Origin of the sequence: Streptomyces cadmiisoli (assembly GCF_003261055.1) — a bacterium.
In the GTDB taxonomy this organism is placed as follows: Bacteria; Actinomycetota; Actinomycetes; order Streptomycetales; family Streptomycetaceae; genus Streptomyces; species Streptomyces cadmiisoli.
This window is the reverse complement of sequence record NZ_CP030073.1, coordinates 659,527-681,639: the sequence shown is the minus strand read 5'-3', so window position 1 is coordinate 681,639 and position 22,113 is coordinate 659,527. Positions and strand designations below refer to the sequence as shown.

Here is a 22,113-nt window from a genome sequence, read left to right as displayed (position 1 = left end):
CCCCGTCCGAGTGATGCGTTCTTGGCGACGCCGGCGGCGTTGGCGCAGCCCGCCCCTCCTCACCCTCGTCCACGGCCGGCTGCCGGAGCTTTCCGTGCTCGGTTCAGCAAGAGCAGTGCCATCGGAGGGAACAGGACCACGGACAGCAAACCCGCGGCGACCAGCGCAGCTGCGTCGGCAGGCTGGATCACGTCCAGCCTCAGGCCGATCATCGTCGTGGCCACGATGAAGGGGAGCGACGTCGCCTGCAGGAGACCGCTGGCCGCGACCTCGGCACGTGAGAGGCCGGCTGCGCGGTAGACGAGCGCGGGCAGTCCGCGCACGACAAGGAGCGCGGCGAGGAACATGGGCACCCTGAGTACCGTCTCGGTGTCGGCGAACAGCGCTGTGAGGTCGAACTGGATCCCGCTCGTCACGAAGAAGATCGGCACGAGGAACCCGTATCCGAGGCCTTCGAGTTTGACGTGGAACTGGGGATGGGTCCGATTCGCATCGGGGTCGACCAGCCGTAGCACGACGCCCGCGACGAAAGCACCGAGGATGGCCTCGAATCCGAGGTGAAGGGCGATCGCGGACAGGCCGACGACGAGGACCATCGTCAGGCGGATCCGTACCTGAGCACTCGTGTCCGCCATCTCCACCACCGTCCGGGACACCGCCATGGAACGGCCCGCACGGACGGAGACGACCACGACGAGTACCGCCAGGCAGGCGAGACCGAGCAGGAGGAGCAGCCTGGACGCCGTACCCGAGGCGTGTTCGGAGAAGAAGAGCGACAGCAGCACGACCGCGCTGATGTCGCCTGCCGAGGCGCCGCCGATGGTCAGTCTGCCGACAGGCCGTTCGACCGCTCCGGCGTCCTTGAGGATCGGTACCAGGAGCCCCAACGAGGTGGCCACCAGCGCGGTGCCGATCAGCAGGGGGCTCTCGACCAGCCCGGCAGCGTGAAGCAGCCAGCCGGCGGCTCCGGCCAGCGCCAGCGACGCCACCAGGCCGATGCCCACGAGGCGGGCCGCGGGTCCGCGTAGGTGCCGGGTGTCGATCTCGAGCCCGGCGAGGAACAGCAGGAAGCTCAGCCCGATGATCGACAGGGCCTGAACGGTGGCGTCCACCTGCACCACATTCAGCACCGATGGGCCCAGCACGATCCCGGCCACGATTTCGAGTACTGGACCTGGGAGGGGAACGCGGGGGATCAGGGCGAGGAGGAAGGGAACGCCTGCCGCCACTGCGAGAACGATGACCAAGTTGTCGTACGACATGGCGGCTCCGGAATTCTCGCGCCGTTGCCGACAGCGTCCTGCACTCCGACCACTTCGACCCCGATACGGGTCCGCAGGACGTCGTGGGGGATCGGCATGGCGCCAGGATCAGGGCCCCGGACGACTCCACCATGCACACGCGGAGAGCCGTGCCGCATCCGCTTGGCTCCGGGAACGGCCCACGCCGGCGCGTGGGGATGTGCGGTAGGTGCGGGGTGAAGTCGTATGACTACGTTTCGTCGACGGGGCTCGAAGCTCCGCAGGGATGCCTCGGCTGCGTCCGTCTCAAGAACGGCGTTGTCGCTCTCACCTGCTCTGAGGCCTTGCCACGACGACTTCACCAACCAGGCGGCCAGCAACTGCTCGAACGTATTCGATGTCCGCTCCGTCGGTATTCATGAGGCAGGACACATGTTCGGGCCGAAGGGCGTCGGCGGCTCGACGAGGGTGATGTCCTCGGCCACCGCAGCATCTACTGATCCGGAGCCGAGGTTCCGGGAGGAGGTATCCAGGTGAGAGCCGCGATCTCGCTCGGGCGGAGCACCATCGTGCGGGCACTGGTAGCGGAGTAACCGTCGTGGTGTCCACCGGATGCGCGTTGCTCGAAGACTTCGACTTGCTGAAGCAAGCGACGGTCGGCACCGTTCGACGGGTTCCACAGTGTCTCGTCATCCAAGTCGAAGTGCAGGCAATCAGGGGCGGGGAAACTCGCTGGCCGGTGCGGTGCCGTGTTGGTTGACTGCCGCCGTGGAGAACACCTGGACGCCGGCCCATCAGGCGGTGGAGAACGAGGACGCAGAGATCCTGGCGCAGTTGCTGGCCGAGGGGGTCGACCCTGATGAGGTGTGCGACAACTTGACGCTCCTGATTCATGCCATCGACGCGGAGGGCGATGGCGCCTTGCAGAGGGGCGGCCCGCTGACTGTGCACACCACCGCGGTGCTCTTGGCCTTCGGTGCTGACCCTCGACTTCCGGGGCCTGACGGGCAGACGCCCCTGGGCATTGCCCTTGCGTACGGCCATGACCTGGCGGTCCAGCTGTTGCAGCGCCACATCGGCGAGCGAGGCCGCGCTGACAGACAGGCGTGCCGGCGACACTCGTGACGGCACGGAAGTGCGGGACCTGATCCGGAACGCACTCAGGGTCCCGCCGGTCCTGGTGTGGACCGGCGAGACCCTTGTTTCGTGCGCCCCGGCGATCCGGGGCGCGCTCGGTCAGCTGAGTGCGGTGAGGGTGAGGGTGGTGGTGTAGGTGCCGGGTTCGGTGGTGGTGGGCACGCGCAGGTCGAGTGCGGCGCCGAGGGTGCCGGTGCCCTTGGTGTGTCCGGCGGTGGCGGAGCCGAGGGTGGCGGAGGCGGTCAGGCCGTCTCCGGTGTCGATGCCGGGTGCCACCGGTGTTCCGGCATGGGCTCCGGCGCCGTCGGTGAGGACGGCGGGGGTCCAGCCGAGGTACTTGCCGGACAGGCCGCCGGTGAAGTCGCCGGCCTGGCCGGAGATCGACCAGGCGGGGGCTGCGGCCCGGGTGTCGGTCACCTTGACGGGCTTGAGGTCACCGGTGGACTGGAGGTAGGCGCCCTTGTTGACCGCGTCGGTCATTGTGACGGCACGGTCCGAGGCGTCGATGGTCCAGGTGAACTCACCGGCCTGCTCCGGAACCGTCGCCGTGATCGTCTGCTCGTTCTCCGACGAGTCCGGATCAGTGGTCAGCGGTACCGCGCTCCAGGCGTCGAGGGACCGGTTGTCGAAGGTGTCCTGCCAGTTGGTGATGTCGGTGAGGCGTAGGAAGGCGCCGACTCCGTAGCGGTGTCCGGGGACGAGCCGGCCGGCCGGAACGGTCAGACCGATCGTGAAGGCGCCTCCGCTTTGCTGCATCACTCCGTGGTGGATCTGCCCGCTCACGCTGTCCGGTGAGGTCGCGATCCAGTTGCGCGTGCCGGTTCGGCCGGGCTGCCACACCTCGGCGTCGAACAGGCCGACGTCGAGTGAGTAGGTGAGTGTGGGGCTCGCCCAGTCGGGCACGTCGAAGCCCGCGCCGAGGACGGTGAGCTTCGTCGTGGCGTCCGGATCCACGGGGGCGTCGGGTACGACCACCAGCTGCGGCTTGCCGGTGCTGCGGAAGACCCGGACGGAGAAGGGATCGGATACCGTCTCGGTGCCTTCGACGTTGACCGCGACGACACGGGCCAGGGTTCCGTCGGCGCTGCGCGGGATCGACGCGATCGCGAACTGCTGCTTCTGGCCCGCGAGGGGCTCGGAGTACTCGGCGCCGGCCCAGCGTTGCCATGAGGCTCCCTGGTCGTCGCTGCGTTCCAGGACGATCTTCTTGCTGTCCACGGGCGGGTTGCCGGTGACTCGGAAGGGCACGACGGCCTTGGTTCCCTGGACGGCCAGAAGATCGCGTGGCGGCTGGGAGAAGGTGGGGACGGAGTACGGGGCCGTGGTGACGGTCAGTGCCCCGGAGACGGCCTCGCCCTCGCTGTTGGTCGCCACGATGCGCACCCGGTTGTTGTTCCAGGAGGAGCCAAGGTTCGGGATGGTCAGGGTTTCCTCGCGGGCTCCTTCGACATCCGTCCACGCGCCTGCGGCGGAGCCCGACCGCTGCCACTGCAGGTCCGCTTCACCGTCGATGTCCGCGGTGATGCTGAGGTCGCGGCCCTCGACGTAGGGGGCGGTGCCCGTGGTGGAGGGGTTGGCGAGGATGACGGGGACGTTCTTGACGTCGGGGGCCGAGTTGAACAGCACGGTCAGGTCGAAGGGCGGCTTGTCCGGGTCGGCGCCCAGGCCGCTGGTGTGCCAGTAGCTGGACAGACCTGTCTCGTACTGGAAGTCGACGAACGACTCCGGCCAGGAACCCCAGTCCGGCACCGCCTCCTTCACCTCGGTGGGGATCGCGGAGGTGGTGGAGCGGACGCCGTCGGTCAGGGGGAAGTAGTCGACTCCGGAGAACTCCGGGGAGATCTGTACCCCGCCGTCCGGTCCGGCCGTGGTGTTCAGGCGTACCTCGGAGAACGTTGCGACAGTGACGCCTCGCGGGGGGACCGGTTCGGTCTCGCCGGGGTTGTCCCTGCTGGAGCCGGTGCCGCCGCTGGTGGCCGTGAGCCTGCCGGTGCCGTCCTCGGCGATGGTGAGGGTCGGGTCCTCCAGGTACCAGGTGACCATGCCGGCGTAGGCGTTCGCGGTGAAGGCGCCCTTCCACTCGATGGTCGCCTCGCCGGTGGCGGAGTTGGCCGTCCCGGTGCCGTTGGTGAACAGGGCCCGCTGATTCAGCTGCGCCTGCGAACTCGGAATGCACTTCGTGGCGTTGGAGATGCCGTGTGCGGAGCCGTCGGTGGCGCGGTGGATGATGCGTACGTCACCCTTTTGCGCCCGGAACTCCTGCTGCGTGCCGGCCGAGAAGAAGTTGCAGTCCGCGTTGGCCGGGTTGCCGCCCTGGTAGATGTTGTTGACGCCCCATTCCAGGCTGGCGCGCTCGACGGGCTCCAGGCTGCCGCCACCGGAGATCACGCTGAGCGTGGCCGGCGCGGAGGTGGTGGAGGGGCCGTGGTCGTTGTCGACGACGGCTCGGTAGCGGGCGCCGTTGTCGCCGGGGGCGCTCTTGAAGGAGTGCGTGTCGCTCGTCGCGCCGGCGATGTCCGACCAGGTCCCCTGCCCGTCGGCCTGGCGCTGCCACTGGTACGAGAACGGTCCGGTACCGGCGGCGGTGACGGTGAACCGCGCTCGGTGGTGGGCCAGGACCGAGGTGTCGTGCGGGGGTTCGGCGATGGAGGCGGCTACCGGTGTGACGGTGAGCCGTGCTTCGTCGGACCGGTGCTGGGCGGCGTTTCGGTCGAAGACCCGGACCGAGTAGGTCGCTCCGTTGTCCGAGTGGTCGGCCGTGAAGGTGTAGCTGGGGGCGTTGCTGTTGGGAATCGGGACGCTGCCTTCGGCGTCCGTGCGGAACCAGGTGTAGTGCAGGGCGCCGGGGAAGTCGACGGAGAAGGTCACCGATCCGCCGTCCGGCACTGTCTGCGGTTGCGGCTGTGTCACGAACGCCGGGTCGGAGGCCGCGGCGAGGACCGCGAGGGAGGAGCTGTCGGCGCCGGTGGACCCGGCCGCCGTCGCTTGTGCCGCGACCGACTGGAGTGGGACGGGGGAGGGGGCCGCGACCGCGAGTGCCGCGGCGGCGGCCACGAGCCCGACGGCTATTCGGGCCGGGAGAGGTCTGGAACGCACAGTGAAGTCCGCTCGTAGCAGGGGAATCGGCTGATGCCGGGGTCGTGGGTTCCGCCCCGGCCCCGTGGTGCGGTGCGCCTGTCGGCCCTGGACCGGAGGCGGCACCGCGGCTTCGCCGAGAGGGTCGACAGCGTTGTCCGACCCCGGGAGCCGGGGAGCCTCCAGGCGTCATGATGGCGTCCCGGAAAGCCCCCCTTTGCTCCCCTTCTGGACGATGTTCGTACCGGATAACATCGACGCCAGAACCTGGCTCGCTTAGGTAAGCCTAATCTAACTATCATGCCGACAGAACGTCGGCAAGGCGTTGACTTAGGTAGACCTAAGTTGCAAGCTGGCGGGCGGGCACTGCCAAGGAGGCAACGTTGTCAACACCGGTGTTCTCATCGGTCATTCGCACCGCCACCCAGGATCGGCACGCCGAAGTCAACGACGCGCCGTTCATCAGCAACCTGCTGAGCGGCCGGTCCGGAGTGGGCGCCTACGTCCGCTATTCGGAACAGCTGCTCTTCGTCTACCGTGCGCTGGAGGACGCCGCCGACCTGCTGAGCGGGGATCCGGTCGCCGGCCCGTTCGTCAAGCCGGAACTGATGAGGTTCGCCGAACTGGAAAGAGACCTGAGGCACTTCCTCGGGGAGGACTGGCGCGACCGCGTCGAGCCGCTGCCCGCGACCCGCCGTTACGCGGCCCGGATCGCCGAGGTCGCCGCCACGTGGCCGGCCGGCTATGTGGCGCATCACTACACCCGGTACCTCGGAGACCTCGCCGGGGGTCAGGTGGTCCGGAGCGTGGCGGAGAAGACGTGGAGCCTGGATCGCAAGGGTGACGGCGACCGCCTCTATGTCTTCGAGGGCATCGGCAACCCCGCGGCGTTCAGGCGTGAGTACCGAGCCCTGCTGGACGCTCTGCCGGTGGACGACCTCGAAAAGCAGCGCGTGGTGGAGGAGTGCCGCACCGCCTTCGCTCTGAACGGTTTGCTCTTCGCCGAACTGCACGCGCTGTTCCCGCTCAGCGCCTGACATCGGCCGCAGGGCGGGGATCGCGCATCACTCACTCCGCCGGCCGTCGACCGCGGTTCTGCTCCAATCCCTGTCGTATCGCGACCACATCACTTAGGTTAGGGTTACCTAACTTACGCGGGGATGCCCGGCTCAGGGCACTCCTGGGGTGGGCTCCGCACGCCCGAAATCCGTACCACCTCGTCCGCGGCCAGGCCGCGAAGAACACCGGACGGAGGCCTGATTCGGCCCCGTCGCCACTTTGGAGGCAGCCCTGTGACGGGCAACAGACAGCCCCAGCCCCAGCCCCCGGACCCCGGACCGGCGTCCAGTGCCGCCCGAGGCCTGATGCCGGGCAGGGTCACGTCAGCAGGCCAACGTGCCCTCGTCGGAGTGCTGTTGGCGATTCCGCTGCTGCTGAGCGGCTGCCGGGCAATGGACGACGGCGCCTCTCCCCGGTCGGTTGCCGAAGGCCAGAACGTTCCCTGGGACCAGGTGCGACCGCTGGACGACCCCCGCACCTACAACGGGCCGTCGACGGCGACGATCGACGACGCGGACATCGATCCGGTCGCCCGGAAGGCGAGTCCGGTGCTGCCGGCCACGGTGACCGACACGCAGGGCACCAAGGTCACCGTCCGCAGCGCCGAGAGAATCCTGGCACTCGACCTGTACGGCAGCCTCGCCGCCACCGTGTACGGCCTCGGTATGGGCGACCGGCTGGTCGGACGCGACCAGTCCACGGGATTCCCGGCCGCCGACAAGCTGCCGCTCGTCACCTCTGGCGGGCACCAGTTGAACGCCGAGGCGATCCTGGCCCTGCGCCCGACGGTGCTCATCACCGACACCACGCTCGGGCCGTGGAACGCTGTCCTCCAGCTCCGCGATTCCGGTATCCCGGTGGTGGTGGTGAGCGCCCAGCGTTCGCTGGGCACCGTAGGCAGCCTGGTCGACGAGGTGTCCGCCGCACTGGGGGTGCGGGCCGAAGGCAAGAAGCTGCGCTCCAGGCTGAGTTCGGACATCGCCGCCGAGAAGGCCCGGATCGGCGAGATCGTCCCCGCCGACCCCGCCCGCCGACCGCGCGTCCTGTTCCTCTACGCACGCGGACAAGCCGGCGTCTACTACCTCTTCGGCAAGGGGACGGGTGCGGACTCCCTCATCTCCGCGCTCCGCGCGGTCGACGTGGCGAGCGAAGCCGGCATCAAGGGCTTCACCCCGCTGAACGCCGAGGCCATGGCGAAGGCCAAGCCGGACATCATCTTCATGATGAGCGAAGGGCTCCGCTCCGTCGGAGGTGTCGACGGCGCACTCGGCCTGCCCGGTGTCGCCCAGACCCCGGCCGGAAAGCACCGGCGCATCGTGGACATGAGCGACTACCAGATGCTGTCCTTCGGCCCCTTGACCGCACACGTCCTGGACGCGCTGGCACGCGCCGTCTACGCGCCCGACTCGCTGGCGGCCGGCGGCAAGGGAGCAGTGTCGTGACCACCACCGCACCTCGAACCACCGATGAGAGCGGCACCACCGCGCGAAAGACTCCCGTGGACGACCGCGCCGCAGGCTCACCCGGGGGCAGGGCGGCTCATGTCGCTCTGTTCGCCGGACTCGGCATCGCCCTGATCCTGATCTGCCTCGGCTCAGCCGCACTGGGCCAGTACGGCATCGGGTTCGGCGACGTGGCCGCCTCCATCCTGCGACGGCTCACCGGACCGCTCGGTCTGGGCCACCCCGTCGACGACCCCTTCGCGGAATCCGCGCTCTGGCAGATCCGCCTGCCCCGCGTCACCATGTCACTGATCGTCGGCGCCGTACTGGCGACAGCCGGCGCCCTGATGCAGGGCGTCTTCGGCAACCCGCTGGCCGAACCCGGAGTCGTGGGAGTGTCCGCCGGCGCGGCGCTCGGTGCCGCGGTCGTCATCGTCACGGGCCTCGACGTCCTCGGCCAGTTCACCGTGCCGACCGCGGCCTTCCTCGCCGGACTCACCGCGGTGCTCCTCGTGTACGCGTTCTCCCGCGCCAACGGACGTACCGAAGTCGTCACCCTCGTACTGACGGGCGTCGCGATCAACGCCGTCGCCGGCGCCGGACTGGCATTCTGCATGTTCTTCGGCTCCCAGACCGCCCGCGACCAGATCGTCTTCTGGCAGTTGGGCAGTCTCAACGGAAGCCGCTGGACGTATGTGTTCAGCATCGCGCCGTTCGCCCTCATCGGGCTCGTCGGCGCCTGCCTGCTGGCACGCCGGCTGGACCTGCTCGCACTGGGCGACCGGGCGGCCCGGCATCTCGGGGTCGACGTCGAACGGCTCCGTGTGACCTCGATCGTGCTGATCGCCGTCATGGCCGCGGCAGCCGTCGCCTTCAGCGGCATCATCGGCTTCGTCGGACTGGTCGTACCCCACCTGGTGCGGATGGTGGTCGGACCCGGCCACCGTGTCCTGATCCCGGCCAGCATGCTCGGCGGAGCCGTGCTGCTCGCCGCGGCCGATGTCGTCGCCAGGACCGCCATCGCCTACGCCGACCTCCCGATCGGCATGCTCACCGCCGCGGTGGGCGGCCCCTTCTTCTTCTGGCTGCTGCGCAACACCCGCGCCCGGGCGGGAGGATGGATATGAGCAGACGGACCGTCCTGGAACGGATCACCGGCCGCGGCCGGCCCCTGCCCGTACCACCCGCACCCGGCACCGTCGCCCTGACCGCACGCGGACTCGGTCTGCGGATGGGCGGCACCTGGCTCGTGCGGGACGTGGACCTCGACCTGACCGCCGGCCGGTTCCTGGCCGTGGTGGGGCCCAACGGCGCCGGAAAGTCGACCCTGTTGTCCCTGCTGGCCGGAGACCAGCCACCCACCAGCGGCAGCGTGCGGATCGGCGACCTGGCCGCCGGGGAAGCCCGGCCGGCCGAAGCGGCCCGGCGCCGCGCCGTCCTGCCGCAGCGGGCCGTGCTGTCCTTCCCCTTCACCGTGGCCGACATCGTCGCCATGGGCCGGGCGCCCTGGGCGGACACCGGCGCCGAGGAGGAGGACGAGGAGGCGATCGCCGAAGCCCTGGACGCGACCGGCATGACGGCGTTCGCGCACCGCCGGTACCCCACGCTGTCCGGAGGCGAACAGGCCCGGGCCTCCTTCGCCCGAGTCCTGGCCCAGCGGACGCCCGTCCTGCTGCTCGACGAGCCCACCGCCGCTCTCGACCTGCGCCACCAGGAGCAGTTGATGGTCACCGCCCGCGCCTGCGCCGACAGCGGGCACGCGGTCCTCGCCGTCCTGCACGACCTGCAACTGGCCGCTGCCTACGCCGACGAGATCGCGGTGCTGAGCGCAGGTCTGCTCGTGGCGCGCGGTGAGCCGGAGCAGGTGCTGACCGAGCGGCTGCTCGAAGAGGTCTATCAGCTTCCCATCGAGGTGTTCCGGCATCCCGCCACGGGCGCGGTGATGGTCGGACCGAGACGGCTTGGCAAAGGAACCCCATGACATCTACGCCCTTTCCGGATTCTCCGGTCGCATCCCCCGGGGCACGGCCACGAGTCGGCCCGCGCCTGGTGCCGGCCGTCGCGCTGACCGCTTTCCTCACGCTGGCGCTCGCTGTGGTGACCGCGCCGGCGGCTTCGGCCGCGGGCCGCGTCACCATGACACCGGGGACCGCCGATCCCCAGTACGCCACGAAGATTCGCCTGCACGGCTCGGGCTTCCAGTCGGTCAAGAACGGTTTCGGCGGGGTCTATGTGCTCTTCGGCACCGTCAGCGGTGACTGGCGCCCCAGCCAGGGCGGCAAGAGCGGTGAGGACTACGTCTATGTCCAGGACTCCGAGACCAAGGACAACCGCGGCTACCAGCGGTTCGTGGCCTTCCCCGGCGACCCGACGGCCTACGCCGCCAACGGAGGCACTCTCAAAGCGGACGGGACCTGGGACGCGACCCTGGTGATACCGGGCGCGGTCTTCCCGGCCAAGGGCCGCGACGGCAGCATCCGCCAGATCGACTGCCGCAAGGTGCAATGCGGAGTGATCACCATCGGCGCGCACGGTGTGAGCAACGCCGGCAACGAGAGCTTCACCCCGGTCGACTTCGCAGTCCCGGACGGGTCTGCCCCGGCCACGAAGGCCGCACCCGCGACCTCGGCACCCGCCGTGAAGCAGTCCGACGAGACGAAGGCCCCCACGAGTGCCGGATCGTCCGCGCCGAACACGTCGTCCGCGGCATCGGAGTCGGCGGCCGCCCCGCCGAAGGCAACCAGCGATCCTTCGGCACCTGTCGCAGCGGACCCGGTCGTGAGCGCTTCATCGGCCTCCGTACCGGGCCGTGCGCCGGCCATCGGCGCCGCGGTGGCCTTCGGGACGGTCGTGCTGTGGCTGCTGCTCCGACGCCGCAAGCGCCGCGGCGCCACGACGCGTATCAAGGAGGAGACGGCATGAACACGACCGTGAGAGCCGAGGGCGCCGTCCCCGCCCACTCCGGCTGCCGCGTCGGCCCGGTGCGGCGCGTCATCACCTCCGTTGCTGGTGTGGTGGTGGGTGCGTTGTCGGTGGCGGGTGTGGTGTGTGTGGGGGCGGGGTCGGCGTCGGCGGCTTCGGTGTCGGTGTCGGGTGTGTCGTTCGCGTGGGGGCTCAGTGGTGAGCAGGGGGGTGGTGCCTTCTTCGGTGGGTGCAACTTCCTGTCGGCGGGGAAGGCCGGGAACACGGGGTCGAGTCGTTTGTGGACGCAGGCGGACGGCTTCTATTCGGCGAGTTCGGGCAATGTGCGGGTGGAGAAGCCCGATGCGGGTGGTTCGTTCGTGGAGCCGTCGTGGGCGTCGAAGTGTCAGGATGCGAACGGTGTTGCGGTGTCGGCGGGTTCGACGAGTTCGCTGACGCACAACCGGGTGGTGTTCAGTGAGGGCACCGGTTCGGTGGATCCGGCTGCGGGTACGGCGTCGATCGAGTGGTCGGGGTCGTTCACGTCGGTGTTCTACGGTGGTCTGACGTATTGGTCGGCGTCGGATCCGAAGTTGACGGTGAAGGCTGATGGCACGGGGACGTTGACGGCGACGGCTTCGGGTTATGGCGCGGATATGAATAATCCGGGCAAGTGGGTTCCGCTTGAGGAGACCACGGTGACGTTGGCCAGTCTTTCGGGTGTGGAGGTGGGTCCGCAGGGGTTCACGGTCACGCCGGATTATCTCGGGGAGTCGGTGACGGTTCCGGCGGGGACGACGGGTCAGGCGGCGAAGTCGGGTTCGAACGAGGCGTACTGGGGTGCGTTCCCGCAGAGCTTCGTGGACTTCCAGCAGTTGACGGGTCAGTCGTCGTACTGGTTCACCTCGGGTGGTGCCCGTGACAGGGCCAAGCCCGCCACCCCCCTCACCGTCGCCTACACCATCGACAGCACGGACCCGGTGCCGTCGGAGAACGAGCAGACGATCACGGCGACGGTTCCGGAGCAGGCCGGTGAGTTCACCTGGACCATCGACGCCTCGGACCGTGCCGTCACACTGACCGACGCGGTCAACAAGGGCGCCTACCTCCAGTCCACCGGTGACCTCAAGCCCGTCAAGGTGACCGACACCCGGGCCGCAGCCCCCGCCTGGTCGGTCTCCGGACAGGCCGGCGACTTCACCGGCGGCCTGTCCGGCAAGTACCTCGGCTGGACCCCCGCCGTCCTCACCGACGGCGCCGGAGCCCAGGCCGGAGCACCGGTGGCACCCGGCATCGACACCGGAGACGGCCTGACCGCCTCCGCCACCGCCGGACACACCAAGGGCACCGGCACCCTCGGCGCCGCACTCGACCTGCGCGTACCCAGCACCACCGAACCCGGCACCTACACCACCACCCTCACCCTCACCGCACTCAGCTGAGGTCGATCACAACAACCACCCCGGCACGGCGCCTTTCGATCGGGCCGTGCCGGGCCCAGAACAACTCGTGCGGCCGGCCGCGCTGTGGAAGGCAGCGCGGCCGGCCACACGACGACGACGGAGAGAACCATGACCAGGAGAGCGGCCCCACCGGTCTCGACACGCCATCTGCTCGCCGCCGTGCTGACGGCGCTCGTGACGCTGCTGTGGACACCGGCGACCGCCACCGCCGCACCCACCGCGGTGACCTCCGCGCGAGCGGCGGAGAAGGACCAGATCTCCTGGGGAGCCGCGCCCGCCGACACCCGGGTCGGCAAGGGCCGCAGCCGTTTCACCTACAACCTCCCCCCTGGTGCCCGCGTCACCGACGCCTTGGCCGTGGTCAACCGCAGCGAGCGCACGATCAAGCTCCGGGTCTACGCCAGCGACGCCTTCACCACCCCCAGCGGCGGCATCGACCTCCTGGCCGCCGACAAGAAGCCCAGCGACGTGGGCTCCTGGATCACCATGAAGTCGACCACCGTCACGCTGAAGAGCCAGAAGTCCGCGGTGGTGCCCTTCACCCTCACCGTCCCCGCGGACGCCACGCCGGGTGACCACTCGGGCGGTGTGGTCACCTCACTGATCACCGAGACCGAGGGCAAGACCGTCCGCTTGGACCGCAGACTGGGCTCCCGTCTCCATCTGCGCGTCAGCGGACCGCTCGAGCCCGCCCTCCAGGTCACCGACATGCACGCCGAATACCGCGGCACCCTCAACCCCGCCGGCAGCGGCAGCATGCAGGTCACCTACACCGTCGCCAACACCGGCAATGTCCGCCTCAAGGCCCGCCAGCTCATCAGGACCAGCGGCCTGTTCGGTCTGGTCAACCAGGACGCACGCCTCGCCGACCTGCCCGAGATCCTGCCCGGGAACTCGTTGACTCGCAGCGTCACCGTCACCGGAATCTGGCCCACCGCCCGCTTGAACACCGACGTGGTCCTGCAGCCGGTAGCCTCCGACGACCAACCCCCCGTCCAGGTCGGCCAGGCCACCGCGACCCGGTCGGTGTGGGCCTGGCCGTGGGGACAGCTGATCGTCCTCGCGGTGGTCGCCGTGAGCGCGTCCGGCTATTTGTTGCTGCGCAGGCGACGCAACCGGCGTGTCGCGCGGGCCATCTCCGACGCCGTCGCCAAGGCACTGGAAACGAAGGCCGAGCCGACGTCCGCGGAACGGCCCTCCGGTAACTGACAGCCGATCAGTCCGGCGGCCGCGACGGGATTTCGGCCGCCGGGGAAGCGCTCGGCGCTCGGCACGCCTCTTGACCCACCCGTAGAACTTACCGCCCGAAGTGATCCGGCTGCGGCGCGACTTGACGCCGGACGATCCAGTCGTCCTGTTCGCCGCGTCCGTCACCCGACCCGGCCGGCACGATGCCCTCACCGCACTGACGCGGGCCGGCCCGTCCTGGTCCTCGCCGAAGGGCTGCTCATGTACTTCGAACAGGAAGAGCTCCGCTTCTTCCTCGGCTCCTGCCGAACGGCCTTCGGGCCCGGTTCCGAAATCGCCGGCGACACTTCCATCCCCGACTCGCGCTGAGCGGCCGCCACCCCATCGTCAAGGCCACCGGAGCCCACTTCCGGTCCGGCGCGCCGGACGGCCGACGCCTCGCCGGGGCCGCGCCTGGCCGGCGCCTCGTCGCTGACCACGCGGTGATGGAGCGCATCAGCCCTGCCCACCGTGCTGCCGCAGCCCTCTTCCGGCTCCTCACCCTCGGCTCCCGACCGTATGCCGTCGCCCAGCTGAAGGCGGACAGCACCACATGACGGCCACCTCGTTGAACGCTCCATGGGGCTTTCCGGCGGCGTGCCGGCGCCGTGGTGAGTGATGACTCGTCACGAGTTCGGCTCCTTCATCGCGACCCGTGTCGATGGCATCCAAGTTGTTATGTCCTGAGCCGGTACCGGATCCGCGTCTTCGTGGTGCAGTTGAGCAGTGCTCTGGTGGGAGGAAATCCGGAACGGCACCCGTAGGCGTCGGCGATCCGATCGGCGCCACACGGCGAACCAGGAAGGCGAAGCCGGAAGGCGTCGGCCCTCCCGGCTCACCGATGCAGCGGTCGCTCTGCTGCTTGCCGTGGCCGACGTGGGCGCGCTGGCCGGAATCGCCCTGTTGATGTTCCTGGTCGGCATGTCGCAGTCCGATCGGTCGCTGAACCCCACGCAAAGCCAGGACGTCCCAGGTGTTCTCCTCGCGCTCGTCTGGATCATTCCCGCGGCGCTCGCCCTGTCCTGCTACAGCCACGCACGCATGCGCATGCCGATCACCAGCGTCGTCCAGGGATTGTTCTTCGTGACAGGGACAGCGCTGGCCATCGGACAGACGAACATGCTGTTGTCCCTCAGCTGACGGGAGGCGCCTGCCACGACACTAAACTGCCGCGGGCTGACCCAGGACCGACCGCACCGCGTCGGCCACCGACGGCAGTTGGGCGTCGAGGTAGAAGTGACCACCGTCGAAGGTGACGACGTCGCCCGGCCTCGTGGAATGGGCGAGCCAGCCCCGGGCCTCGTCCACCGGGACGATCGGGTCCGAGGCGCCGACCATGACGGTCAACGGTATGTCGAGCGGCGGCCCGGGCAGCCAGCGGTAGGAACCGAGGGCGCCGTAGTCCGCGCGGAGGGTGGGCAGCACCATCTCCAGCAGTTCGGGGTCGTCCAGGACACGGCCGGTCGTGCCACCCAGGCGGCGGATCTCGGCGATCAGAGCCGCGTCGCCGTCGATACGGTCGGTGGCCTTCGGCGAGGTACTCGGGGCACCACGGCCCGAGAGGATCAGACGATGTGCGGTGGGCAGGTCGAACTCCGAGAGGATGCGCGCCGTCTCGTAGGCGACGATCGCACCCATGCTGTGACCGAAGAAGGCGTACGGACGCTGCGGGACGAGGACCAGTTCCTCGGCGACCGCGCGGGCCATATGGGTCAAGGACGTCAGCGCAGGCTCCAGACGGCGGTCCTGGCGTCCCGGGTACTGGACGGCCAGGACGTCGATGTCGGGCGCCAAGGCGCGTGACAGGCCCAGATAGGCGCTGGCCGCCCCGCCTGCGTGGGGGAAGCAGATCAGGGCGATCTCACCGCGCTCGGTGCTCTCGAACCGCCTGAACCAACGGCTCTCCATTGCGGACATGTGGGGGTCCAATCCAGCGGCCGAGCGCCCGCCTCCGAGTGAGGCGGGCGCGGCCGCTTGTCGTCACGTGCGGCTGTGGGAGATCAGGAGGTGGTCAGCGCGTCCTCGGTCACCCGCGGCAGGAATCCGGCCTCCCGGAAGAAGGTCACATACCGTCGGAACAGGTCGGGCTCCATCTTGGGGCACTCGACTCCCGTTCCCTCCAAGGCTAGTTCCGCCACGCTCGTGTCCACCGGTGGATAGAAGGTGCCATCGCTCTGCGCCATCATTTCGAATGCCTCCAGCAGCGGAAGCATCACGTTGTCGGGGTCCGACCTCACGAGTGTGCGCCACGAGTCCCAGTCCATCTCCTTCAGCGGGTAACCCGTCATCCTCAGTTCGGTAATGAAGTCGGCGAAGGACATGTGGCTCTGGTTGTAGAGATGGAAGGTGCCCGAGGCGGTCTCCGCCGACCTGGACAGGGCGACCACCGCGGAGCTGACGTAGTCGACAGGGGTGAGAGGCACCTCGGCGATCAGGCCGGTCGGGACCGCGCCGGCCTGGATCAGTCCGCGCAGGCTCAGCCAGACGAAGTCGCGCGTCTGGCAGGCGCCGTTGACCTGGTCGCCGGAGACGACGTCCACGCGGTAGACGGAGACCGGCAGGCCCCGGTCGCGGGCGATCCCGATGATCTGCTCGGCCACCCACTTACTGCGCAGATAGCCGCTGGGCAGCGCCTCGGCGGGACCGGTGGGGTCGTCCACCTTCAGCGGGTTGCCCCCCGCACGCTCACCGGCGAAGACCCCGGTGGTGGACAGGTAGTGGACCGGAACCGTGCGGTGACGAGCGGCGAGCCGCAGTACCTCCGCCGTGCCACGGACGTTGGCCGCCTTCAACGAGCTGAACGGGTGCAGCCAGTGAACCTTGGCACCGCCGTGGTAGACAACGTCGACGGTACGGGCGAGGTTGTCGAACTCCTCCTCGCCCAGGCCGAGCCGCGGCTCGGCGAGGTCACCGACGACGATGTTCAGCCGGGCCGGGTCCACGTCGTCCCACAGGCGGTAGTACTCCAAGTTCTCCCGCAGCCGCCGCAGTCCGTCCGCCTCGTCCCGCGCGCGCACCAGGCAGTGCAGCCTTCCTCGCGTCGCGCGCGACAGATCACGCAGCAGGAACGCGCCGAGGAAGCCGGTCGCACCGGTGAGGAAGATCTCCGCCGGGTCGTCCACCTGGTGCACGACCTCGGCGGCGGGCCGGATCTCCTCGTCCAGGTGGATCTCCGCCGCGTAGTCCTCCGCCGCGCTGCTTCCCGAGGTTTCGCCCGCGGCGGCGTCCGGTCCGCTCACCAGCCGAGTCCGCAGGAACTCGGCCAGGACCCGCGGGGTGGGATGGTCGAAGACCAGGGTGGCGGGCAGCAGCAGGCCCAACTCGGCGGCGAGGCGGTTCCGCAGCTCCACTGACGTGAGCGAGTCGAAACCGAGCCCGGTGAAAGGCTGGTCGCTGCCGAACGACGACGGGTCGCCATGGCCAAGGACCGCCGCTGCCCCCGCGAGCACCACGTCCAGTACGAGTCCGATCTGCTCGCGTTCGTCGACCCCGGCCAGACGCAGCGCCAGGTCACCCGCGGTGCGGCCGGTGTTGTTGGCCACGCGACGCACCGGCCTGCGCACCAAGGAGCTGAGCAGCGTCGGGACCTGCGCCGGACGCTCACGCATCGCGGTGACGTCCAGCGGGGTGACCACGGAGGCCGGATGAGGCAGGGCCAGGGCGAGGTCCAGCAGCCGGGGCCCCTGTTCCACGGTGATCGCCCCGAAGCCGGCCCGGGTGATCCGGGCGATGTCGGCCTCGTCGAGGTCGCCGGTGATGGCGGACTGCTGAGCCCACAGGCCCCACGCGACGGAAGTGGCGGGGAGCCCATGTGCCGCGCGCAGCGCGGCGAGCCCGTCCAGGAAGGCGTTGGCGGCGGCGTAGTTGCCCTGGCCCGCTCCGCCGATCACCCCCGCGATGGAGGAGAACAGGACGAACGCCGACAGGTCCATGTGCTTGGTTCGCTCGTGCAGGTACCAGGCGGTGTCGGCCTTGGGCGCCAGGACAGTGTCGAGGCGCTGCGGGGTCAGATCGCTGACCAGGCCGTCGTCGATGGCGCCTGCCATGTGGACCACACCGGTCAGCGGATGTGCCGCCGGTACGGCGGCGAGGACGCCGTCGAGCGCGGCGGGGTCCGCGGTGTCGGCGGCGACGATCGTGCTGGTGGCACCCAGTTCGGCCAGTTCGTCGCGGAGCATGTCGGCGCCCGGCGCGCCGGGGCCCCGACGGCTGACCAGCAGCAGGTGCCGTACACCGTGCTCGCGCGCCAGATGACGGGCGAACAGCGCACCGAGGCTTCCGGTGCCACCGGTGATGAGCACGGTGCCCTCCGGATTCCAGGAGCCGGATCGGGAGCGGCCTTCCTCACGACGCGGCACACGCACCACGCGTGGCAGCAGGATGCGGCCGTCGCGGATCGCGGCCTGGGCCGCACCGCCGGCGACCACGGCGGACAGGGTGTCCGCGAGGGCCTCCAGGTCCTCCGTGTCGGCGTCCACGAGAATGATGCGGTCCGGGGACTCCGACTGCGCGGAGCGCAGCAGACCCCAGACGGCGGCGCCGGCCGGATCCACCGCCGCCTCCCCGCCGGTGGCCACAGCACCGCTCGTCACCACGACGAGCGGGACGGTGCCGGGGCGTTCGTCGGTCAGCCACCGCTGGACCAGGGCGAGGGCGGAGTGGGTCCGCGAGTGAACGGCGGCCACGACGTCGGTTCCCCGTACGTCGACGGCAGGGCCGTGCACCACGACAGCGTCGATCTCGCCGAGCTCCGCGAGCGCGGCGGCCTCGGTGATGGTGGTCCCGCTCCCGCTCTCACCGACGAAGGCGAAGACCGGCGCCGTATCCGGAGCGGGCAGTGAGGTTGTCTGCCAGTCCACGACGAACACGGTGTCGGCATCCCGGACCAGGGCGTCGCGCACCTGGTCCGCGCCCACCGGTCGGCACGTGACGCCCCGTGCGGCGGCCACGGCCTGGCCGGCCCGGTCGGTGAGTCGAAGGGCGACGGTGTGATTGTCCGCGGGGACCAGATGGGCGCGCAGAGCGGTGGCGCCCGTCGCGTACAACTGGAAGCCGCTCCATTCGACAGCGACCACCTCGTCGTCCCGCTCCGCGTCCGGCCCGGTCAGGGCGGCGGCGTGCAGGGCCGAACGAAGCAGGACCGGGTGCAGGCCGAAGTCGGCGGCCTCGCCGTGCAGCGCCTCGTCGAGGACGATGTCCGCGAACACCTCGTCGCCGAGACGCCAGGCCGCGATGACACCGTGGTCCGCATCGGTGTCCGCGTCCGACTCGATGAGGGGGAGGGCGGTGGCCCCGGCGGGAGGCCATGCGACCGGGCCGAAATGCGCCTTGAAGGTGCCGGGGGTGAGCCGTCCTGTCGCCCAGACGGTCCACGGCAGGTCGGCGCCCTCGGGCCGGGCACGCAGCGTGAAAGGCCGCGCCGGACTCGCTCCCGGCTCCTCGACGGACAACTGGAGTTCGAGCCGCCCCTCCTCGGGCAGTGCCGGTGGAGTGAGCAGGACCAGCGAATCCAGGGCACTCGTGCCCAGTTCGTCCCCAGCTCGCACGATCGCATCGGCCAGGGCCTCCGGCGGCAACGCGGTGGAGCCGTGCAGCGTGTGCCGGGCCAGCCACGGATGGCTGCGCGCCGAGACACGACCGGTGAACAGCGCGCCCTCGCCGTCCGCGCGCTCCACCTTCGCGCCGAAGAGAGGGTGACCGCCGGGCTGGAGGCCCAGGCCGGCGGCATCGGAGGTACCGGTGCCGGACTTGATCCAGTAGCGCTGGTGCTGGAAGGCGTAGGTGGGCAGAGGCAGCGTGACATGGCGGGCGCCGGTTCCGGCGAAGAACGCCGTCCAGTTCACCGCCACTCCCTGGCAGTGCAGGGTGCTGACGGCCTGAACGAGAGTCGCCGCCTCATCGCGGTCCCGGCGCAGGGCGGCCACCGGCGGGGCCGAGTCCACGTCGTCGAGGGTTTGTGCGGTGAGGGTGGTGAGGACGGTGTCGGGGCCGATTTCGAGGTGGGTGGTGGTGCCGGCTGTGTGGAGGGTGGTGAGGGCGTCGGTGAAGCGGACGGGTTGGCGGATCTGCTGGGTCCAGTAGTGGGGTGAGGTGAGTTGTTGGGTGGTGGCGAGTTGGCCGGTGACGGTGGAGATGAGGGGGGTGTGGGGTGGGTGGTAGGTGATGGTGGTGGCGATGTCGCGGAATTCGTTGAGGATGCCGTCCATGTGGGGGGAGTGGAAGGCGTGGGAGACGGTGAGTCGTGTGGCTTTGCGTCCGCGTTTGTGCCAGTGGGTGATGTGGCGTTCGACGGTGTCGGTGTCGCCGGAGATGACGGTGGAGGTGGGTGAGTTGAGGGCGGCGATGGCGATGGTGCCGTTGTCGGCCGCGAGGGTGGGGGTGATTTCTTGTTCGCTGGCTTGGATGGCGGCCATGGTGCCGCCGGCCGGTGCGGCTTGCATGAGTCGTCCGCGGGCTGCGACGAGTTTTGCGGCGTCTTGGAGGGAGAAGACGCCGGCGACGTGTGCGGCGGCGAGTTCGCCGATGGAGTGGCCGGTGACGTAGTCGGGGGTGATGCCCCAGGTTTGGAGGAGTCGGTGGAGGGCGACTTCGACGGCGAAGAGTGCGGGTTGGGTGTATTGGGTGTCGTTGAGGTTTGTGCCGTGCTGGATGGTGTCGCGGATGCTGTGGGGGAGGTGGGTGTCGAGGGCTGCGGTGATTTCGTCGAAGGCTGCGGCGTAGGCGGGGTAGGTGGTGTAGAGCTGCTGGCCCATGCCGATGCGTTGGGCGCCTTGGCCGGTGAACAGGAATGCCGTTTTGCCGTGGGGGTGCGCGGTGGTGGCGGTGTGTGTGGTGGCGTGGGCGATGTCGCGCAGGGCGTGGGTGAGTTCGGTGTGGTTGGTGCCGGTGATGGCTGTGCGGTGGTCGAAGGCGACCCGTTCGGTGGCCAGGGCGCGACCGATGTCGGCTACGGGCACGTCGGGGTGCTGCTCCACGAAGGTGAGGAGTCTGGCTGCCTGGTCACGCACCGCCTGTTCGGTCTTGCCGGACAGCACCCACGGCACAACGGAACCCGGAGCAGCCGCCCCGGAGAACTCCTGCTCGGCCCCCTCTTCCGCGGCTGGGGGCTCCTCGATCACCACGTGAGCGTTCGTGCCACCGAACCCGAAGGAGGAGACTCCTGCCCGGCGAGGACGTCCGTCGGTGACGGGCCAGTCGCGTGCCTCGGTCAGCAGCTCGACCGCACCCGTTTCCCAGTCGATGTGGGTGGAGGGGGTCTCGGCGTGGAGTGTCTTGGGCAGGAGGCCGTGGCGCATGGCTTCGATCATCTTGATGACGCCGCCGACGCCGGCCGCGGCCTGGCTGTGGCCGATGTTCGACTTGAGCGAGCCGAGGTACAAGGGACGTTCCTCGGGCCGCTTCTGGCCGTAGGTGGCCAGGAGTGCCTGTGCTTCGATGGGGTCGCCGAGGCGTGTGCCGGTGCCGTGTGCTTCGACGGCGTCCACGTCGTTGGTGGTGAGGCCGGCGTTGGCGAGGGCTTGTCGGATCACCCGTTCCTGCGAGGGTCCGTTCGGGGCGGTCAGTCCGTTGCTGGCGCCGTCCTGGTTGACGGCTGTGCCGCGGATGACCGCGAGGATGCGGTGGCCGTGCTTGCGCGCGTCGGAGAGTCGTTCGACCAGGAGGAGGCCGACGCCCTCGGACCAGCCGGTGCCGTCCGCGTCGTCGGAGAAGGACCGGCACCGGCCGTCCGACGCCAGGCCACGCAACCGGGAGAATTCGATGAACGCGGTCGGTGTCGACATCACGGCCGCGCCGCCCGCGAGCGCCAGGTCGCACTCGCCGTTGCGTAGCGCGCTGGCGGCCATGTGCATCGCGACCAGTGACGACGAGCAAGCCGTGTCGACCGTGACGGCCGGTCCCTCGAAGCCGAAGGTGTACGACAGCCGGCCCGAAGCGATCGAGCCCGCGCTTCCGCTGAAGAGGTAACCCTCGTTGCCCTCGGGGGGCAGGTCGGGGCGGGAGCCGTAGTCGTTGTACATCACGCCCGTGAAGACACCGGTGCGGCTGCCGCGCAGTGTGGCCGCGTCGATGCCCGCGCCCTCCAGCGCCTCCCAGGCGGTCTCCAGGAGCAGGCGCTGCTGCGGGTCGATCGCGGTGGCCTCGCGCGGCGACATGCCGAAGAACTCCGGGTCGAACAGGTCGGCGTCGTGCAGGAAGCCGCCCTCGCGGACGTAGGAGGTCCCCGCGTGATCCGGGTCCGGGTCGTAGAGGTTGTCCAGGTCCCAGCCTCGGTTGGACGGGAACTCGCTGACCGCGTCCACCTCGTCCGCGACCAGGTTCCACAGCTCCTGGGGAGAGGACACCCCGCCCGGATAGCGGCACGCCATGCCGACGATCGCGATCGGCTCTTGTGCCTTGTCCTCCACCTCGCGCAACCGCCTGCGCGCATCGCGCGCGTCGGCAATCGCCTTCTTGAGGTAGTCACGGAGTTCCTGCTCGTTCGCCACTGCTCTCAGCTCCCCGAAATGATGTGGCCCGTACAGTGATAAGTGGGTGGTGGGCGGTATGCCACGTGTTCGTGGCCTCTTC

The 22,113-nt window shown here is 69.7% G+C and carries 13 protein-coding genes; 9 read left to right on the top strand and 4 right to left on the bottom strand.

All coding sequences use genetic code 11. The annotated features are described in order from the left end of the window. Positions 1–59: 59 nt before the first annotated feature. Positions 60–1,262: a cation:proton antiporter gene (locus DN051_RS02795; RefSeq protein WP_112437863.1), complete on the bottom strand. Its 1,203-nt coding sequence runs from the start codon at positions 1,260–1,262 to the stop codon at positions 60–62. Positions 1,263–2,009: 747 nt separating this feature from the next. On the opposite strand from DN051_RS02795, the gene DN051_RS02780 reads away from it, so the two are divergent. After that, positions 2,010–2,366, top strand: coding sequence for an ankyrin repeat domain-containing protein (locus DN051_RS02780; RefSeq protein WP_053756960.1), 357 nt, complete (start codon positions 2,010–2,012; stop codon positions 2,364–2,366). A gap of 111 nt (positions 2,367–2,477) precedes the next feature. On the opposite strand, the gene DN051_RS47220 is transcribed toward DN051_RS02780, so the two are convergent. Continuing rightward, positions 2,478–5,474: a hypothetical protein gene (locus tag DN051_RS47220; RefSeq protein ID WP_162624811.1), complete on the bottom strand. Its 2,997-nt coding sequence runs from the start codon at positions 5,472–5,474 to the stop codon at positions 2,478–2,480. Positions 5,475–5,836: 362 nt separating this feature from the next. Here DN051_RS47220 and DN051_RS02770 point away from each other — a divergent pair, with 362 nt between their 5' ends. The 8 genes from DN051_RS02770 (at position 5,837) to DN051_RS02735 (ending at position 14,685) form a co-directional block, all read left to right on the top strand. Next, on the top strand, positions 5,837–6,490 hold the full coding sequence (locus DN051_RS02770) for a biliverdin-producing heme oxygenase (RefSeq protein ID WP_112437859.1): 654 nt from the start codon (positions 5,837–5,839) through the stop codon (positions 6,488–6,490). A 372-nt stretch (positions 6,491–6,862) separates the two neighbouring features. Beyond that, positions 6,863–7,954, top strand: a complete 1,092-nt coding sequence (locus DN051_RS02765) for a heme/hemin ABC transporter substrate-binding protein (RefSeq protein WP_234388660.1) — start codon at positions 6,863–6,865, stop codon at positions 7,952–7,954. Further along, positions 7,951–9,081, top strand: coding sequence for a FecCD family ABC transporter permease (locus DN051_RS02760; RefSeq protein ID WP_079000379.1), 1,131 nt, complete (start codon positions 7,951–7,953; stop codon positions 9,079–9,081). Before DN051_RS02765 ends, DN051_RS02760 begins: the two co-directional genes overlap by 4 nt. Beyond that, the gene (locus DN051_RS02755; protein WP_199314861.1) at positions 9,078–9,935 is read left to right on the top strand and encodes a heme ABC transporter ATP-binding protein; all 858 of its coding nucleotides are present in this window, start codon (positions 9,078–9,080) and stop codon (positions 9,933–9,935) included. The genes DN051_RS02760 and DN051_RS02755 overlap by 4 nt, the downstream gene beginning before the upstream one ends. Continuing rightward, on the top strand, positions 9,932–10,876 hold the full coding sequence (locus DN051_RS46080; protein WP_162624810.1) for a hypothetical protein: 945 nt from the start codon (positions 9,932–9,934) through the stop codon (positions 10,874–10,876). Before DN051_RS02755 ends, DN051_RS46080 begins: the two co-directional genes overlap by 4 nt. Beyond that, entirely contained in the window at positions 10,873–12,297 is a 1,425-nt protein-coding gene (locus DN051_RS02745; RefSeq protein ID WP_112437856.1) for an HtaA domain-containing protein, read from the top strand. Before DN051_RS46080 ends, DN051_RS02745 begins: the two co-directional genes overlap by 4 nt. A gap of 129 nt (positions 12,298–12,426) precedes the next feature. Beyond that, positions 12,427–13,527, top strand: a complete 1,101-nt coding sequence (locus DN051_RS02740; RefSeq protein ID WP_112437855.1) for a WxL protein peptidoglycan domain-containing protein — start codon at positions 12,427–12,429, stop codon at positions 13,525–13,527. Positions 13,528–14,412: 885 nt separating this feature from the next. Beyond that, positions 14,413–14,685 carry a hypothetical protein gene (locus DN051_RS02735; RefSeq protein WP_112437854.1) on the top strand — a complete coding sequence of 91 codons (273 nt, stop codon included), beginning with the start codon at positions 14,413–14,415 and terminating at the stop codon, positions 14,683–14,685. A 21-nt stretch (positions 14,686–14,706) separates the two neighbouring features. Here the strand turns inward: DN051_RS02735 and DN051_RS02730 are convergent, their stop codons facing one another. Next, positions 14,707–15,462: a thioesterase II family protein gene (locus DN051_RS02730; protein ID WP_246040876.1), complete on the bottom strand. Its 756-nt coding sequence runs from the start codon at positions 15,460–15,462 to the stop codon at positions 14,707–14,709. Between the two features lie 83 nt (positions 15,463–15,545). Further along, a complete protein-coding gene (locus DN051_RS02725) occupies positions 15,546–22,031 on the bottom strand; it encodes a type I polyketide synthase (protein ID WP_112437852.1) in 6,486 nt (2,161 codons plus the stop codon). Positions 22,032–22,113 lie beyond the last annotated feature (82 nt).